Annotated in this window: 18 protein-coding genes; 12 read left to right on the top strand and 6 right to left on the bottom strand. The window is 67.1% G+C overall.

The features are described 5' to 3' along the window. Positions 1-78: 78 nt before the first annotated feature. From ldcA to PQB87_RS11195, 8 genes are all read left to right on the top strand, one after another. Positions 79-1,017 (top strand): muramoyltetrapeptide carboxypeptidase, encoded by a 939-nt coding sequence (ldcA, locus tag PQB87_RS11230; protein ID WP_301862435.1) that lies wholly within the window; start codon positions 79-81, stop codon positions 1,015-1,017. Between the two features lie 307 nt (positions 1,018-1,324). Beyond that, on the top strand, positions 1,325-2,029 hold the full coding sequence (locus tag PQB87_RS11225; RefSeq protein WP_048020953.1) for a GntR family transcriptional regulator: 705 nt from the start codon (positions 1,325-1,327) through the stop codon (positions 2,027-2,029). 149 nt (positions 2,030-2,178) lie between these two features. Next, complete coding sequence (locus tag PQB87_RS11220; protein ID WP_059687348.1) at positions 2,179-3,663, top strand: NCS1 family nucleobase:cation symporter-1; 1,485 nt, start codon at positions 2,179-2,181, stop codon at positions 3,661-3,663. Between the two features lie 10 nt (positions 3,664-3,673). Continuing rightward, positions 3,674-4,465 (top strand): aspartate/glutamate racemase family protein, encoded by a 792-nt coding sequence (locus PQB87_RS11215; RefSeq protein ID WP_059624046.1) that lies wholly within the window; start codon positions 3,674-3,676, stop codon positions 4,463-4,465. Positions 4,466-4,613: 148 nt separating this feature from the next. Then, positions 4,614-5,567, top strand: a complete 954-nt coding sequence (gene puuE, locus PQB87_RS11210) for an allantoinase PuuE (RefSeq protein ID WP_027787128.1) — start codon at positions 4,614-4,616, stop codon at positions 5,565-5,567. Then, a complete protein-coding gene (gene uraD / locus PQB87_RS11205) occupies positions 5,564-6,085 on the top strand; it encodes a 2-oxo-4-hydroxy-4-carboxy-5-ureidoimidazoline decarboxylase (RefSeq protein ID WP_027787129.1) in 522 nt (173 codons plus the stop codon). Before puuE ends, uraD begins: the two co-directional genes overlap by 4 nt. A gap of 62 nt (positions 6,086-6,147) precedes the next feature. Further along, positions 6,148-7,161 (top strand): allantoicase, encoded by a 1,014-nt coding sequence (gene alc, locus PQB87_RS11200; RefSeq protein ID WP_489241819.1) that lies wholly within the window; start codon positions 6,148-6,150, stop codon positions 7,159-7,161. Further along, positions 7,158-7,670 (top strand): ureidoglycolate lyase, encoded by a 513-nt coding sequence (locus tag PQB87_RS11195; RefSeq protein ID WP_027787131.1) that lies wholly within the window; start codon positions 7,158-7,160, stop codon positions 7,668-7,670. The genes alc and PQB87_RS11195 overlap by 4 nt, the downstream gene beginning before the upstream one ends. Before the next feature lie 86 nt (positions 7,671-7,756). Here PQB87_RS11195 and PQB87_RS11190 read toward each other — a convergent pair whose 3' ends face one another. Continuing rightward, complete coding sequence (locus tag PQB87_RS11190) at positions 7,757-8,722, bottom strand: LysR family transcriptional regulator (protein WP_111939879.1); 966 nt, start codon at positions 8,720-8,722, stop codon at positions 7,757-7,759. A gap of 152 nt (positions 8,723-8,874) precedes the next feature. On the opposite strand from PQB87_RS11190, the gene PQB87_RS11185 reads away from it, so the two are divergent. Then, on the top strand, positions 8,875-9,279 hold the full coding sequence (locus PQB87_RS11185; RefSeq protein WP_059687351.1) for a RidA family protein: 405 nt from the start codon (positions 8,875-8,877) through the stop codon (positions 9,277-9,279). Between the two features lie 26 nt (positions 9,280-9,305). Here the strand turns inward: PQB87_RS11185 and PQB87_RS11180 are convergent, their stop codons facing one another. Further along, complete coding sequence (locus tag PQB87_RS11180; RefSeq protein WP_489241816.1) at positions 9,306-10,121, bottom strand: aminotransferase class IV family protein; 816 nt, start codon at positions 10,119-10,121, stop codon at positions 9,306-9,308. Positions 10,122-10,255: 134 nt separating this feature from the next. Here PQB87_RS11180 and PQB87_RS11175 point away from each other — a divergent pair, with 134 nt between their 5' ends. Then, entirely contained in the window at positions 10,256-11,176 is a 921-nt protein-coding gene (locus PQB87_RS11175; protein ID WP_489241814.1) for a LysR substrate-binding domain-containing protein, read from the top strand. Positions 11,177-11,251: 75 nt separating this feature from the next. Further along, a complete protein-coding gene (locus PQB87_RS11170; protein ID WP_233344677.1) occupies positions 11,252-11,662 on the top strand; it encodes an ACT domain-containing protein in 411 nt (136 codons plus the stop codon). 104 nt (positions 11,663-11,766) lie between these two features. On the opposite strand, the gene PQB87_RS11165 is transcribed toward PQB87_RS11170, so the two are convergent. Both PQB87_RS11165 and uraH read right to left on the bottom strand, forming a co-directional pair. Then, positions 11,767-12,960, bottom strand: coding sequence for a urate hydroxylase PuuD (locus tag PQB87_RS11165; protein ID WP_021160368.1), 1,194 nt, complete (start codon positions 12,958-12,960; stop codon positions 11,767-11,769). A gap of 52 nt (positions 12,961-13,012) precedes the next feature. Further along, positions 13,013-13,366: a hydroxyisourate hydrolase gene (gene uraH, locus PQB87_RS11160; RefSeq protein ID WP_233344676.1), complete on the bottom strand. Its 354-nt coding sequence runs from the start codon at positions 13,364-13,366 to the stop codon at positions 13,013-13,015. A gap of 518 nt (positions 13,367-13,884) precedes the next feature. Between uraH and PQB87_RS11155 the strand changes: the two genes are divergently transcribed. Further along, positions 13,885-15,297 (top strand): 8-oxoguanine deaminase, encoded by a 1,413-nt coding sequence (locus PQB87_RS11155; RefSeq protein WP_059490025.1) that lies wholly within the window; start codon positions 13,885-13,887, stop codon positions 15,295-15,297. A gap of 146 nt (positions 15,298-15,443) precedes the next feature. Here PQB87_RS11155 and PQB87_RS11150 read toward each other — a convergent pair whose 3' ends face one another. Further along, positions 15,444-16,373 (bottom strand): LysR substrate-binding domain-containing protein, encoded by a 930-nt coding sequence (locus PQB87_RS11150; protein WP_006478550.1) that lies wholly within the window; start codon positions 16,371-16,373, stop codon positions 15,444-15,446. A gap of 222 nt (positions 16,374-16,595) precedes the next feature. After that, entirely contained in the window at positions 16,596-16,805 is a 210-nt protein-coding gene (locus PQB87_RS11145) for a dodecin (protein WP_021160372.1), read from the bottom strand. Positions 16,806-16,928 lie beyond the last annotated feature (123 nt).

Below are 16,928 nucleotides of genomic sequence, written 5' to 3'. Positions count from 1 at the left end.
AGCCGGGCGTGCACGGCTTCGTGAACCGGAGACGGTTCAGACCCTCTAAGCAGGTTTGACGACCCGACACCTTTCGCCATGTCCTTCCAGCCCGCCGCGTCCTACACCATCCGGCTGCTTGCGCCGTCCGGCTATCCGCACGACCCCGACGCGATCAACCGCGCGCTCGAGCGCCTCAGCACCGCACAGCACCGCATCGAGAACATCGAGGCGACGCAGCGGCGCTTCCAGCGGTTCGGCGGCACCGACGGCGAGCGGGCAGGCGACCTGAACCGTCTTGCCGATCCCGAGCGGCCGCTGCCGGACATCGCGCTGGCGGTGCGCGGCGGCTACGGCGCCGCGCGCATCCTGCACGGGCTCGACTATCGCGGGCTCGAACGCAGGCTGCGCGACCAGCCGGTCGCGCTCGTCGGCCACAGCGACTTCACGGCACTCCAGCTCGCGCTGTATGCGAAGGCGCGCATCAAGACGTTCGGCGGCCCGATGCTGTCCGCCGATTTCGGCGCGGAAACGCCGAGCGACTTCACGATGCAGCACTTCTGGCAGACGCTGACGCAGCCGAGCACGACGATCATCGCCGACGCGCCGCAGGTGCAGAGCGTGAACGTGACGGGCACGTTGTGGGGCGGCAATCTCGCGATCCTCTCGTCGCTCGTCGGCACGCCGTACATGCCCGACATCGAAGGCGGCATCCTGTTCATCGAGGACGTCAACGAGCAGCCGTTCCGGATCGAACGGATGATCTATCAACTGCACCTGTCGGGGCTGCTCGCGCGCCAGCAGGCGCTGGTGCTCGGCCAGTTCACCGGTGCGCGGCCGTTCGAGTACGACAACGGCTACGACATGCAGGCGATGATCGAGCAGGTGCGCGCGGTGGTCGGGATTCCGGTCGTCACGGGGCTCCAGTTCGGCCACGTGCCCGACCTGCTGACGCTGCCGTTCGGCGCGCACGCGCAACTGGTCGCGAATGCGCACGGTTTCCGGCTCACGCTGTCGGACTATCCGCACCTCGGCTGAGGTGGGCGCGATCGATCGAAAGGCGGGCTTCCCGCCTTTTTCTTTATGCAGGCACGCAACTAACGATCAAGTTTTTTCGTCGGCATCCGCAGTGCGATCGCCGAATCTTGCACCAGTTTTGTCAACAAAAATGCCGGAAGGGTATACGACGAGAATGGCCTCTGTCATACGTCTCAGCCTTGTCATGCATGGATTCGACGCATCATGCACCGAACGGGGTCGCGTCGATGCACGCCGATTGTGCGCAATACCGGAAAAGAATTGTTGACAATCTTTATGTCCGCCCTAGGATGAGGATCATCACACGATGCCGATCATGAACGAGCCCGAAGCCCACCTGTCCGGTGCAGCCAGCCCCGAAGCGATCGCCGAGCGGATCCGCACGGCGATCCTCGAGCATCGGCTCGCGCCTGGTTCGAAGCTGACGGAGGCGCAGCTCTGCGACGTATTCGGCGTGAAGCGCGGGGCGATCCGTCAGGCGCTTGCGCAGCTCGCGACCGACAAGCTCGTCGAGCTCGAGCCGAACCGCGGTGCGTTCGTCGCGAGCCCGACGCTGCAGGACGTGCACGAGGTGTTCGAGATGCGCCGGATCATCGAGCTCGCCGTGGTCGAGCGGCTCGCGACCGGGCCCGGCGCGAAGCGGCTGAAGGGCGTCGCCGCGCTGATCGACAAGGAACGCAAGGCGTTCGAGCGGCACGACTTCGCGGCGTGGATCCGGCTGTCGGGCGAATTCCACACGGCGCTCGCGACGCTGATGGGCAATGCGACGCTCAGCGAGTGCCTCGAAGGGCTCGTCGCACGCTCGACGCTGATGTCGGCGCTGTACGAATCGCATGGGCGCAGCCCGTGCTCGTGCGACGACCACGACGAGATCCTCGCCGCGCTGGAGGCGGGCGATCCGAAGCGGGCGGTGACGCTGATGGCGCACCACCTGCAGCATGTCGAACTGAAGATGCTGGACCGGCCCGCACAAGGGCAGGTCGATTTGCGCGAAGTGTTCGGCGGCGCCTGAGCGGCGACGCGAACCCGGCCGCGCGCCACAGAACGAGCGAAATGCAGGCCCGCGGCGTTTGCCGCGGGCCGCTGGTCCGACTCCGGGCGTCGATCCGGAGCGATATCGATGACGGTGGAGCGGCCATCCGGTCGCGTCAAGGAGAAGTCATGGCTCAGTTCAGTGTGGCGCACGATAGCGCCTATCCGGCGGAAGAAGGCGGCGAGGGCGGCGACCCGATGCTGCCGAAGGGGTACAGCGAACGTCTGTACAACGAAGATTTGGCACCCCTTAAAAACCAGACATGGGGTTCGTACAATATCTTCGCGTTCTGGATGTCGGATGTGCACAGCGTTGGCGGCTACGTGTTCGCGGGCAGCCTGTTCGCGCTCGGGCTGACGAGCTGGCAGGTGCTGATCGCGCTGATCGTCGGGATCAGCCTCGTGAACGTGCTGTGCAACCTGATCGCGCGGCCGAGCCAGCAGATCGGCGTGCCGTATCCGGTCGCGTGCCGCGCGACGTTCGGCGTGCTCGGCGCGAACGTGCCGGCCGTGATTCGCGGGCTGATCGCGATCGCGTGGTACGGCATCCAGACCTATCTCGCGTCGAGCGCGCTCGTGATCGTCGTGCTGAAATTCTTCCCGCAATGGCTGCCTTACGCGGACGTGCATCGCTACGGCTTCCTCGGGCTGTCGGCGGTGGGCTGGGCCGGCTTCATGCTGCTGTGGGTGCTCCAGGCGTTCGTGTTCTGGAACGGGATGGAGACGATCAAGAAGTTCATCGACTTCGCGGGGCCGGCCGTCTACGTCGTGATGTTCATCCTCGCCGGCTACATGGTGTGGCGCGCGGGCTGGCGCAACATCGGCATCAACCTCGGCGGCGTCAAGTATCACGGCGCGGAAGTGATTCCGGTGATGATCACGGCCGTGTCGCTGGTCGTGTCGTACTTCTCCGGGCCGATGCTGAACTTCGGCGATTTCTCGCGCTACTGCCGCTCGTTCGGCGACGTGAAGCGCGGCAATTTCTGGGGGCTGCCGGTCAACTTCCTCGCGTTTTCGCTCGTCACGGTGATCACGACGGCAGCGACCTTGCCCGTGTTCGGCGAACTCATCACCGACCCGGTCGAGACGGTCGGCCGCATCGACCATCCGACCGCGGTGATCCTCGGCGCGCTGACGTTCACGATCGCGACGATCGGCATCAACATCGTCGCGAACTTCGTGTCGCCCGCGTTCGACTTCTCGAACGTCGCGCCGCGCCTGATCAGCTGGCGCGCGGGCGGGATGCTCGCGGCCGTCGCGTCGATCTTCATCACGCCGTGGAACCTGTTCAACAACCCGGCCGTGATCCACTACACGCTCGACGTGCTCGGCGCGTTCATCGGCCCGCTGTACGGCGTGCTGATTGCGGACTTCTACCTCGTCAAGCGCGGCCGGCTCGTGCGCGACGACCTGTACACGATGTCGGAAAGCGGGACGTACTGGTACACGGGCGGCGTGAACCGCCGCGCGCTCGCCGCGCTGTTGCCGGCCGCGGTGATCGCGATCGTGTGCGTGATGGTGCCGGGCTGGCAGGGCGTCGCGAACTTCTCGTGGTTCATCGGCGCGGGGCTCGGCTTCGTGTTCTACCGGCTGCTCGTGAACACGAAGGCCTGAGGAGCGTGCGATGAAGATCCGGCTGATCAATCCGAATACGACGCAGCGGATGACCGACGCGATGGGCCGCTGCGCGCGCGAGGTCGCGGCCGCCGGCACGGAGATCGTGGCGGTGAGCCCGCCGATGGGGCCGCCGTCGATCGAAGGGTATTACGACGAGGCGCTCGCGACACCGGGGCTGCTTGCCGAGATCGCGCAAGGCGAGCGCGACGGCTGCGACGCATACGTGATCGCGTGCTTCGGCGATCCGGGCCTGTACGCGGCGCGCGAACTCGCGCGCGGGCCGGTGATCGGCATTGCCGAGGCCGCGATGCATGCGGCGAGCGTGCTCGCGCCCGGCTTCTCGGTCGTCACGACGCTCGCGCGCACCTGCGGGATGGCGTGGCACCTCGCGGAGCGCTACGGAATGAAGCGGTTCTGCCGCAACGTGCGCGCGACCGACGTCGCGGTGCTCGAGCTCGACCGGCCGGGCTCGGCCGCGCGGCGGATCATCGTCGACGAATGCCGGCGCGCGCTCGACGAGGACGGTGCCGACGCGATCGTGCTCGGCTGCGCGGGGATGGCCGAGTTCGCGCACGAAATCGAGCAGCAGATCGGCGCGCCGGTGGTCGAGGGCGTCACGGCGGCGGTCAAGTGGGCCGAGGCGCTCGTCGCGCTGCGCCTCGCGACGGCGAAGCGCGGCGATTACGCGCGGCCGCTGCCCAAGCGCTACGACGGCGCGTTCGCCCGCTTCAGCCCGCCGGACGGGGATGTGGCAGAGCCGGCCCCGAATTTGCCGCAACCGCACATACACACCGTCTGACACGCACTATCTGCGCCGCTGTATGGGCGCGTATGGGCGTTTTCGCTACACTGGGCCGTCATCGCATCGGCCCGCGCGGCCGGCCTGCGGCACCCGCGCGGTCGATGCGAACCCATTATTTCAGCGAGCTTTCGCCGCACTTCGAACCATGTCACTCGATCCCAACTATCCTCGCGACCTGATCGGCTACGGCCGCCATCCCGTGCAGGCGAACTGGCCGGGGCGCGCCCGCGTCGCCGTGCAATTCGTGCTGAACTACGAAGAGGGCGGCGAGAACTGCGTGCTGCACGGCGATCCGGGCTCCGAGCAGTTCCTGTCCGAAATCGTCGGGGCGGCCGCGTATCCCGACCGCCACATGAGCATGGAGTCGATCTACGAATACGGTTCGCGGGCCGGCGTGTGGCGCATCCTGCGCGAATTCGAGAAGCGCGGGATGCCGCTGACGGTATTCGGCGTCGGCATGGCGATCGAACGCCACCCGGAGCTCGCGCGCGCGTTCGTCGAGCTGGGCCATGAGATCGCGTGCCACGGCTGGCGCTGGATCCACTACCAGAGCATGACGCCGGAACTCGAGGCCGAACACATGCGCCTCGGGATGGAAGCGATCGAGCGCGTGACGGGCGAGCGCCCGCTCGGCTGGTACACCGGCCGCGACAGCCCCAACACGCACCGTCTCGTCGCGGAATACGGCGGTTTCCTGTACGACTCCGACAACTACGGCGACGACCTGCCGTTCTGGATGGACGTCGAAGTGTCGGGCGGCAAGACGTCGCCACAGCTGATCGTGCCGTACACGCTCGACACGAACGACATGCGCTTCGCGACGCCGCAGGGCTTCAACACCGGCGATCACTTCTTCGACTACCTGCGCGATGCGTTCGACGTGCTGTACGCGGAGGGCGACGAGGCGCCGAAGATGCTGTCGATCGGCATGCACTGCCGGCTGCTCGGCCGGCCGGGCCGTTTCCGCGGGCTGCAGCGTTTCCTCGATCACATCGAGAAGCACGATCGCGTATGGGTGACGCGCCGTGTCGATATCGCGCGTCACTGGCGTGAACATCATCCGTATCAGCCCAATCATCGAAACGAAGGGAAAGCATGAAGGCGATGCGCTACACGTTGGATCAACTGAACACGATGGCGCCGAGCGCATTTGTCGCGGCGCTGTCGGGGATCTTCGAACATTCGCCGTGGGTGGCCGAAGTCGCCGCCGGCGAGCGGCCGTTCGCGAGCATCGACGCGCTGCACAAGACGATGTCGGGTGCCGTGGAATCGGGCGGCGAAGCGCGCCAGCTCGCGCTGATCAACGCCCACCCGGAACTGGCCGGCAAGGCCGCCGTGCGCGGCGAGCTGACGGCCGAGTCGACGCGCGAGCAGAGCGGCGCGGGCCTCGACCAGTGCACGCAGGAAGAGTTCGACAAGCTGCTGACGCTGAACCGCACGTATCGCGAGAAGTTCGGCTTCCCGTTCATCCTCGCGGTGCGCGGTTATGACCGGCACGGCATCATCGCGAACTTCGAGTCGCGCGTGAATCATTCGCGCACCGAGGAACTGCGCGCGAGCCTCGACCAGATCTACCGGATCGCGCGCTTTCGCCTCGACGACCTCATCGACGCCTGACACCGCGGTACGGCCAGCTGCGTCGCAGCGGCCGGATCGTCTCACTGAAACAAGGAAACATCATGGCTGTTCCGCTTCTCGATCCCAACGCACCCGAATTCACGCGGCGCTACGTGAATCTTGCCGACCCGCGTCTCGGTGCGCAGGCGCTCGAGGCCAGCGACGATTTCTTCGCGCCGAAGGACCGGATGCTGAACCCCGAGCCGGCCGTCTTCATTCCCGGCAAGTACGACGACCACGGCAAGTGGATGGACGGCTGGGAAACGCGCCGCAAGCGCACGACGGGCTACGACTGGTGCATCGTCAAGCTCGCGCGCCCGGGCGTGATCAAGGGCTTCGACATCGACACGAGCCACTTCACCGGCAACTTCCCGCCGGCCGCGTCGATCGAGGCCGCGTTCGTGGCCGACGGCGCGCCGACGCATGCGACCGAGTGGGTCGAGATCGTGCCGTCGACGACGCTGCAGGGCAACAGCCATCACTATGTCGACGCGAGCGACGCGCGTGCGTTCACGCACCTGCGCGTGAACATCTACCCGGACGGCGGCATTGCACGCCTGCGTGTGTACGGCCAGCCGCAGCTCGACTGGGCCGGCGCGAGCGCGACCGAGCAGTTCGACCTCGCGGCGATGGAAAACGGCGGTTACGTGGTGGCCGCAAACAACCAGCACTTCGGCGTCGCGTCGAACCTGCTGCTGCCGGGGCGCGGCGTGAACATGGGCGACGGCTGGGAAACCCGCCGCCGCCGCGAACCGGGCAACGACTGGGCGATCATCGCGCTCGCGCAGCCGGGCGTGATCCGCAAGATCGAAGTCGATACCGCGTTCTTCAAGGGCAACTATCCGGATCGCTGCTCGATCCAGGCCGCGTACGTGTCGGGCGGAACGGACAGCTCGCTGATCACGCAGTCGATGTTCTGGCCGGTGCTGCTCGGCGAACAGAAGCTGCAGATGGACAAGCAGCACTACTTCGAACAAGACATCGCGTCGCTCGGCCCCATCACGCACGTGCGACTGAACATCATTCCGGACGGCGGCGTGTCGCGCCTGCGTCTGTGGGGGACGCTCGACAAATGAAGACGCTTGTCATCGAACCGCTGACCAGGGAAGCGTTCGCGCCGTTCGGCGACGTGATCGAAACGGAAGGGGCAAAGCAGATCCCGATCAACCTCGGCACGACGATCCGCTTCCACGATCTCGCGAAAGTCGACGTGACCGATGAAGACGGCCGCACGCTCGTCAACCTGTTCCGCGGCCAGCCGCGCACGCTGCCGTTCGAAGTGAAGATGCTCGAACGGCACCCGCTCGGCAGCCAGGCGTTCGTGCCGCTGAACGACCAGCCGTATCTCGTCGTCGTGGCGCCCGCGGGCGATCTCGATCCGGCAAAGATCCGCGCGTTCGTGACGAGCGGGTGGCAGGGCGTCAATTATGCGAAGGGCGTGTGGCATCACCCGCTGATCGCGCTCGGCGGCGTCAGCGACTTCATCGTCGTCGATCGCGGCGGCGACGGCCTGAACCTGAACGAGCAGGACCTGCAGGAATCGCTGTGGCTCACCGACGAGGCGCTGCACGCGCTGACGGCCTGAGTCGTTGCTGGCGGTTCCGCCATGGCCGATCGAAAACCCGCGCACGTTGCGCGGGTTTTTTCATGGTGCCGCCGTTTCGACGCGATTCAGGTCGCGGCGGTCTTGCGCGCGTCGCGCAAACCGTGGGCGCCGCGGCGCCGGTTCGCGACCGGCGCATGCTCGGCGATCAGCCCGGCGGCCCACTCGATGAAGACACGCAGCTTCGCGCTGACGTGCCGGTTCGGCGGGAACGCGACGTACATCGGCATCGGGTCGAGCTGCCATCGCTCGAACAGCGGCACCAGTTCGCCACGGGCGCGATGCACACCGGCCATGTAGTCGGGCAGCCACAGAATGCCCAGCCCGGCGAGGCCGGCCTCGAGGTACGCATTGCCGTCGTCGACCGCGAGCACGTAGCGTCCGCGCACGGTGATCCGCTCGTCGTCGCATGCCATCGCAAACGGCAACGCCTTGCCGGTGCGCGCCCACAGGAACCCGACGATCCGGTGATGCGAGTCCTCCAGCTCGTCCGGATGGGCCGGCGTGCCGGCACGCGCGAGATAGGCCGGCGACGCGTACACGCCGAGCCGCAGGTCGCCGACATGCCGCGCGACCAGCGAGCGGTCGGTCGGCTCGCCGCCGCGCACGACGCAGTCGACGTTCTCGCCGATCACGTCCACCACGCGGTCGCTTACGCCCATGTCGAGCTGGATGTCCGGATAGCGCGCATGGAACGCGGGCAGCGCGGGGATCAGGATCAGGCGCGCGAACGGGCTCGGCACGTCCACGCGCAGCCGCCCGCGGGGCGTCGCGGACGCCGCGGACAGGCTGGTTTCGGCATCGTCCATGTCGGCCAGCAGCCGCACGACGCGGTCGTAGTACGCGGCGCCGTCCGCGGTGACGACGACCTTGCGCGTCGTGCGGTTGAACAGCTTCACGCGCAGCCGTGCCTCGAGCTGCTGCACGAGTTGCGTGACGGTGGTGCGGCTCATGTGCAGTGTCTCGGCGGCCTTCGTGAAGCTGCCGGCTTCCACCACGCGGGCGAACGCCTGCATTGCGTCGAATCGGTCCATCGGGTCAGGGCTCCGCGTCGGTCGGGAATTGTTTGGGGCGCGCAAACAGTGTTGGACAGGGTTGCCGGTTTATTCGCCGTGCCACCGTCCTTAAAGTGCCTTCATCGTCGATGCCGGGGCGGTTTCGCCCCACCAACCGAAGGAGGTGCTGAATGGTAAAGCGTAGCGTGGTTTTTCCGCCCGGTCGGCAGGCACTGTACGAGCGCAACCGCTATTCGCCGGCGCTGCGCTCGAACGGCTTCCTGTTCGTGTCCGGGCAGGTCGGCAGTCGCGAGGACGGCTCGCCCGAACCGGAACTGGGCGCGCAGGTCCGCCGCGCATTCGACAACCTGAACGCGGTACTGCGCGCGGCCGGCTGCACGTTCGACGACGTCGTCGACGTGACGGTGTTCCTCGTCGATCCCGAAGCGACGTTCGAGCGGATCTGGGAGATCGTCCCCGAGTACTGGGGCGACGCGCCTCATCCGACGCTGACTGCCGTCGGCGTGACCTGGTTGTACGGCTTCCAGTTCGAGATCAAGGCGATCGCGCGGCTGCCGGAGACGGTCGACGGGTGAGCCATGCCCGACACGGGGCCCGCGCGTTACGGCGCGACGGGCACCTCCTGTTCGTACGCGCGATGCAGCAGGGCGACGAACGACGACGCGTCCGGCAGCGTCGCCGTGCCGAAGCGGTGCACGGCGACACCGGGCGTCCACGAGTTCATCACGACGGCGCCGGCCATCGACGGCAGGTCGGCCGGCGTCAGTTCGCGATCGTGCTGCGCGACGCCGAGGCGCGCCAGCTGCCGGCGCACGATGCGCATCGTGACCCCGCCGAGCATGCCGGCCACCGGCCACACGACCGCGTTGCCCGTCCAGAACGCCAGGTTCCAGATCGAGCCTTCGCTGATGCGTCCGCGGCGATCGACGAATGCCGCATCGTCGAAACCCTGCGCGATCGCGCGGCGCAGGAAGTGCGTCTTGGCGACTTCGCCGACGTGCTTGATCTCCGGCAGCACGCGCTCGTGGTCGAACAACGCGAGATCGAGCGGGCCCGCCGGCCCCGACGACGGCGCGGCGGTGCGCACCAGCATGTCGAGCGCTTCGTCGTCGCGCGGCGCGACGAATTCACCCGTCGTCGCATGCACGGTCGCCGTCAGCGACAGCGCCGACGGCGCGCGCTCGAGCGCAGCGTGCAGGAGCGCGCGAATCCGGTCGTCGGGCAGCGCCTGGCCGAACAGTGCGTTCGACGCATCGCGCAGCCGTGCGAGATGCAGGTCGAGGCCGCGCACGCGGCCGTCGCGCACCTGCATCGCGGTGAAATGGGCGTGGCCCGCGAATGCGAGCGGCGCGAGCGCGTCCGCGGTGGCGGCGCCGCCGTTGAGCTGAACGACGGACGGGAACGGGGCAACGGTCATCGGTGGATCTCCGGGTTCGGTCGCGAGCGCGGGGCGGCTCGCGGCATCGTCAAGAAAGCCTATTGTTTGCGGATTGATGGCATCTTGAAAAACGAGTAGTTTTGGAATGGTCATCAAATCCGGTTTGAAGATCGATGGAACGCATGTGGCCCGGTACGCGCGCGCTGAGGACGTTCGATGCGGCGGCGCGGCACCTGAATTTCTCGCGGGCGGCCGACGAGGTCGGGCTGACGCCGGCGGCGGTCAGTCATCAGATCAAGGAAATCGAGGCGCAGCTCGATGTCGTACTGTTCGTCCGCACGAGCCGCAGCATCCGGCTGACGCCGGCCGGTGTCGTGCTGGCCGCCGCGGCCGCCGATGCGCTGGCGGGCCTGCAGCGCGCGACGGCCCGGGCGCGGCGCATCGCGCGGGAGCAGACGGAGTTGCGCGTGTCGGTCGGCGCGCGTTTCGCGACGCACTGGCTGCTGCCGCGCCTGCCGCGTTTCAGGGCCGCGCATCCGGCGTTCGAGCTGACGTTCGACATCACCGACCGGTTGCGCGATTTCGACGATGACGACGTCGATATCGCGATCCGCTTCGGCACCGGGCGTTATCGCGACGCGTGCGCGCAGCGCCTGTTCGATACGTCGGTCGTCGCGGTCTGCGGCCCGGCACTGCTGTCGGCCGGGCCGCCGTTGCGAAAGCCGCGTGATCTGCTGCGCCATACGCTCTGCCATGTCGACTGCGAAGTCGACGGCGTGACCTGGCCGCGCTGGTCGGCGTGGATGGCCGCGGCCGGCGTCGACGGTTTCGACGACAGCCGGTGCGTGTCGTTTCCGGATTCGAGCCACGTCGTGCAGGCCGTGACGGACGGCACGGCGGTCGGTCTTGCGGAACCGCACATGATCGCGCGCGATCTCGCGGAAGGGCGCGTCGTGCAGCTGTTCGACGTGAACGTCGGGGTGGCGCCGGGCCTTGCGTATCACGTCGTGTATCCCGAACGCACGCAGGACGATCCGCGCATCGCCGCACTGCGCGGCTGGCTCGCGGACGAAGTCGCGACGATGTGCGCGTAGCGGTAGCAGCGGCGGCGCATGCTATCGTGCCCGCATCTCCACCGCACGATGCCCGGTTCCGGGCGTGTTCTTCCGATGAGCCAACCTGAAAACGACCTCGCGATCCTGCTGCGCACGATGCAGCCCGAACTGCATCCGGGTGCGTTCGCCTTCGTGTCGCTGCCGGCCGATGCAGACGTATCGTTATCCGAAGTCATTGCGACGTTCCGCGAAGTGGAAGGGCTGACGGTCGTGGTCGACGAGGAAACGGCTGCACGTCGCGGCTGGCCGGTGCTGTTCCGCTCGGCCTGGATCACGCTGACCGTGCATTCCGACCTGGCGGCCGTCGGCCTCACCGCGGCGTTCGCGCGGGCACTCGGCGCGGCCGGCATCAGCTGCAACGTGATGGCGGCCGCGTACCACGATCACATCTTCGTGCCGTTCGACGACGGTCCGCGCGCGCTCGATGCGCTCGTCGCGCTCCAGCGCGACGCGACGCGCGGCTGACGCGCGAAGGGCATCCGGTCCACGCCCCCCAAAAAAACGGGCCCGTCACCGGGCCCGAGAATGGAGAGGATTGCACCGGGCACTCACACCCGGCGCGCGGCGGCTTACTTGTTCGCGCCACCCTCGAACCAGGCGGCGAGCTTCGTCCGCTCGTCGTCGGTCATGTGCGTGACGTTGCCGATCGGCATCGCCTTCAGGCGCACGGCCTGTTCGTAGATACGCTGTGCGTTCTTCGACACTTCGTCCGGCGTGTCGAACATCACGCCCGCGGGCGCGCTGCCCATCAGCGTCGGCTTCGACGAGTGGCACTCGACGCAGCGTTGCTGCAGGATCGGCATGATGTCGTTGATCACGATCTTCGGTGCGTTGGCCGCTTGCGCTTCCGGCGCGACCGGCTTCGGCATCGTCCAGACCAGCGCGCCCGACAGCAGTGCGACGCCGCCGATCGGCAGGTACCACAGCTGCTTGCCGCGGTGACGCATCACGAAGAACTGGCGGATCAGCGCGCCGGCCAGCATGATCAGCACGAGCACGACCCAGTTGAACTTGTTCGTGTAGGTCATCGCGTAGTGGTTCGACAGCATCGCGAACACGACCGGCAGCGTGAAGTACGTGTTGTGCACCGAGCGCTGCTTGCCGCGCTTGCCGTAGATCGGGTTCGGCTCTTCGCCCTTGAGCATCTTGTCGACCATCTTGCGCTGGCCGGGGATGATCACGAAGAACACGTTCGCCGACATGATCGTCGCGAGCATCGCGCCGACGATCAGATAGGCGGCACGGCCCGCGAAGATATGGCACGCGAGGTAGGCGGCGGCGACCACGTAGATGCCGACGCAGATGCCGAGCACGCGGTCGTTGGTGCCGAGGATGCGGCACAGCGAGTCGTAGACGATCCAGCCGGCCGCGAGGAAGCCGAGTGCGGACGCGACGGCGACCACCGGGCCCATGTCGAGCACGCTCTTGTCGATCAGGTAGGTGTTCGGTGCGAGCAGGTACAACACGAAGAACAGCGAGAAGCCCGACAGCCAGGTGGTGTACGACGGCCACTTCGACCAGTGCAGGTCATCCGGCATTTCCGGCGGGGCGACCGTGTACTTCTGCATGTTGTAGAAACCGCCGCCGTGGACATGCCACAGCTCGCCGAACACACCGCGCTTGCGCTGGTTCGGGTCGGTCGGCGGTTTCAGGCTGTTGTCGAGCGCGACGAAATAGAACGACTCGCCGATCCACGCAATGGCGACGATGACGTGCAGCCATCGCAGCGCGAGGTTCAGCCAGTCGGTGATGAAGCCTTCCATGAAACTCCTCCAGACTCAAATCGTTTGTTTGATGCGGGCGCTGATTCGAATGTCAGCTGCCGCGATAGGTGCTGTACGACCACGGCGACACGAGCAGCGGCACGTGGTAGTGCGAAGCGGTGTCGGCGATGCCGAAGCGCAGCACGACGCGGTCGACGAAACGGGGTTCGGGCACCTTCACGCCGAGCGACGCGAAGTAGTCGCCGGCATGGAACACGAGTTCGTATTCGCCGGCGGCGAGCGCGGCGCCTTCGAGCAGGGGCTCGTCGCAGCGGCCGTCGCTATTGGTCAGCACGGTCTTGATCGCGCGGCGCGATTCGCTGTCCAGCGCGTAGAGGTCCACCTTGATTGCCGCGCCGGGGCGACCGTGCGCCGTATCGAGTACGTGGGTAGTGAGCTTTCCCATTCGTTGAGTCCTTGTGTGAATGCGAGGTTCGGCGGCGACTCGATCCATTGACTGTGCGGCGGATCGAGGCTCCACGTCACGTGGCTACATACCCGTCGGCGAGATTGAAGCGAGCGCCGTGCAGGCATTGTAAAAAGGTTCCCCGCGCAAATACGGGCGCGATATCAAAGATAATGCGCCGCGCATGAGCGGCTGTCGACGGTACGCCGGATACCGCTTCCGGCGGGCTTTTCGCGTGTTTCCGGCCTTCCGCCGGGCGGTGCGCGGCGTACCATATCGAAACCGTGAAGCGCGGTATTCCGGATCGCGCATTGTGTGCGGCGCGTGCTTGGGCGATCCTCCCGCCGTGCGCGTCGGCTTGTGGCCCGCGCGTACCCCGAAGACGGCGAGCACGCCGGGTAACCGGGCCAGGGCGTTCGAACGGACGCAGGCACCGGAGCGTGCCGCGATTCAGCGTTCGAACGGCTGTGTGACCGCCTCCAGGATCAGCGCCTGGGGCAGACCGACGCGGAGAACGCATGAACCTCGAGCAGTACGCTGGCGCACGCGCGCCGAACCCTTCCTCATCCCGCCCGAAAACCCTGCTGGTCAAGCACGCCGACGTGCTCGTGACCATGGACGACACGCGCCGCGAGCTGCGCGACGCCGGGCTCTACATCGAAGACAACCGGATCGTCGCGGTCGGCCCGAGCGCCGAGCTGCCCGACACGGCCGACGAAGTGCTCGACCTGCGCGGCCACCTCGTGATCCCGGGGCTCGTGAACACGCACCACCACATGTACCAGAGCCTGACGCGCGCGGTGCCGGCCGCGCAGAATGCCGAACTGTTCGGCTGGCTCACGAACCTGTACCGGATCTGGGCGCACCTGACGCCCGAGATGATCGAGGTGTCGACGCTCACCGCGATGGCCGAGCTGCTGCAGTCGGGCTGCACGACGTCGAGCGACCACCTGTACATCTACCCGAACGGCAGCCGCCTCGACGACAGCATCGGCGCCGCGCAGCGGATCGGCATGCGCTTTCACGCGAGCCGCGGCTCGATGAGCGTCGGCCAGCGCGACGGCGGGCTGCCGCCCGATTCGGTTGTCGAGCGCGAGCCCGAGATCCTGCGCGACACGCAGCGCCTGATCGAGACCTATCACGACGAGGGCCGTTACGCGATGCTGCGCGTGGTGGTCGCGCCGTGCTCGCCGTTCTCGGTGAGCCGCGAGCTGATGCGCGACGCGGCCGTGCTGGCGCGCGAATACGGCGTGTCGCTGCACACGCACCTCGCGGAGAACGTCAACGATATCGCGTACAGCCGCGAGAAGTTCGGGATGACGCCGGCCGAATATGCGGAAGATCTCGGCTGGGTCGGCCACGACGTGTGGCATGCGCACTGCGTGCAGCTCGACGATGCGGGCATCGGCCTGTTCGCTCGCACCGGCACGGGCGTCGCGCACTGTCCGTGCTCGAACATGCGGCTCGCGTCGGGCATCGCGCCGGTGAAGAAGATGCGTCTCGCGGGCGTGCCGGTCGGCCTTGGCGTCGACGGCTCCGCGTCGAACGACGGCGCGCAGATGGTCGCGGAAGTGAGGCAGGCGCTGCTGCTGCAACGGGTCGGTTTCGGGCCCGATGCCATGACCGCGCGCGAAGCGCTCGAGATCGCGACGCTCGGCGGTGCGAAGGTGCTGAACCGCGACGATATCGGCGCGCTGAAGCCTGGCATGGCCGCCGACTTCGCCGCATTCGACCTGCGCCAGCCGCTGTTCGCGGGCGCGCTGCACGATCCGGTCGCGGCGCTGGTGTTCTGCGCGCCGTCGCAGACGGCATACACGGTGGTGAACGGGAAGGTGGTGGTGCGGGAGGGGCGGCTGGCGACGCTCGATCTGCCGCCTGTCATCGCGCGGCATAACGCGCTGGCGCAGGCACTCGTGGAGGCGTCGCGCTGATGCACTGAGCTGGAGAGTGCGCCGCGCGCTGCACGTCGGGCGCGTGGCGGCCGAGGCGGGATCCGTCACGCGCGGCCGCACGAGGCCACTTCGGGCCACGCCGGGCCACTCCGCAGCGGCGTGGCCGGCGCGCGCGTCGTGCGCGCTTACGCTTCGATCAGCGTGCGGGTGGCTTCGGCGACGAGGCTGCGCAGCCAGCGCACTTCGTCGGAGTAGTGGCAGCGCTCGTGCCACAGCTGGTAGTACTGCATCGGCGGGAAGTCGAGCGGTGCCGGCACGACCGACAGCGGCAGGAACTTCGCGTAGTGATCGGCGAACAGGCGCGTCGTCGTGAAGATCAGGTCGGACTTCACGAGCACGTACGGCGCGAGGTTGAAGTACGGCAGCGTGACGACCACGTGGCGCTTCAGGCGTTCGCGCGCGAGATGCACGTCGATCGCGCCGCGCTGGCCGACCGAGTACGGCGTCGGCGCGAGATGCGGCGCGTTCAGGTACTGGTCGAGCGTGAGCCCGCCACGCTTCGCGAACGGGTGCGTGTTGCTCATCAGGCAGACGATTTCGTCGACGAACAGGTTCGACAGGTGCAGCTGCTCGGGCGGTTCGGGCCAGTTGCCGACGACGATGTCGAGCTTGCCGTCCTCCAGCGCGAGCTCGTAGTCGAATGCGGGGCCGAGCGAATGGAACTCGAGCGTCGCGTTCGGCGCGGCCAGGCGGAAGCGCTCGACGACGGTCGGCACGAACAGCACGTTCAGGTAGTCGGGGCAGCCGATCCGGTAGCAGCGGATCGACGTGGCCGGGTCGAAGTTGTGCTGCTGGAACTTGATTCGCTCGATTTCACGCAGCGCGTTCTGCACGGGCTCGAGCAGGCGCAGCCCGTATTCGGTCGGCACCATGCCGGATTTGCCGCGCACCAGCAGCGGATCGCCGGTGATGTCGCGCAGGCGCCGCAGCGCGGCGCTGATCGCCGGTTGCGACTGGTTCAGTTTGACGGCCGCGCGCGTGACGCTGCGCTCCATCAACAAGGTATGCAAGACGCGCAAGAGGTACGTGTCGATCGCCTCGCGTTGCTGACTCATGATTTCTCCGGGTTATATGTCTGGGCTGATCGAGGGGTACTGTGGGTATATCGTTTTTAATATGAACGAAAGTCAGCGTCAAGAGATGGATACCCGCAGGCACCCGCCGGCCGGGCCTCGACAAGGGGCCTGAACGGGGCTGCAAGCGGACGCGCCGCGCCGTGCGGAGGCACGTGTCGTGCGACTCCGGATCGCGGCGCGGCGTGGGATGCGACGGGCGCGTCAGTCGTCGATGCGCATGCCGACCTTCAGCGTCACCTGCCAGTGAACCACCTGGTCGCCTTCGATGTGGCCGCGCGTTTCGGTCACCTGGAACCAGTGCAGGTTGTGCAGTGTCTTGCCGGCTTTCGAGATCGCGTTGCGGATGGCGTCGTCGCTCGATTGCTGTGACGAACCGGTCAGTTCGATCATCTTGTACACGTGGTCGCTCATGATGCGCTCCCTGGGATATCGGCATATATCGCCGGTGCAGGTCGCGTTCCCGAAGCGGCGCCGCGCATGCCCGGCTTCTTGAGTGATAGGTATGATGGGCGGCAAGTGCAACCCATATCGGAG

Source organism: Burkholderia sp. KL41 (genome assembly GCF_057005415.2).
This window is presented reverse-complemented; position numbering and strand designations above follow the sequence as displayed.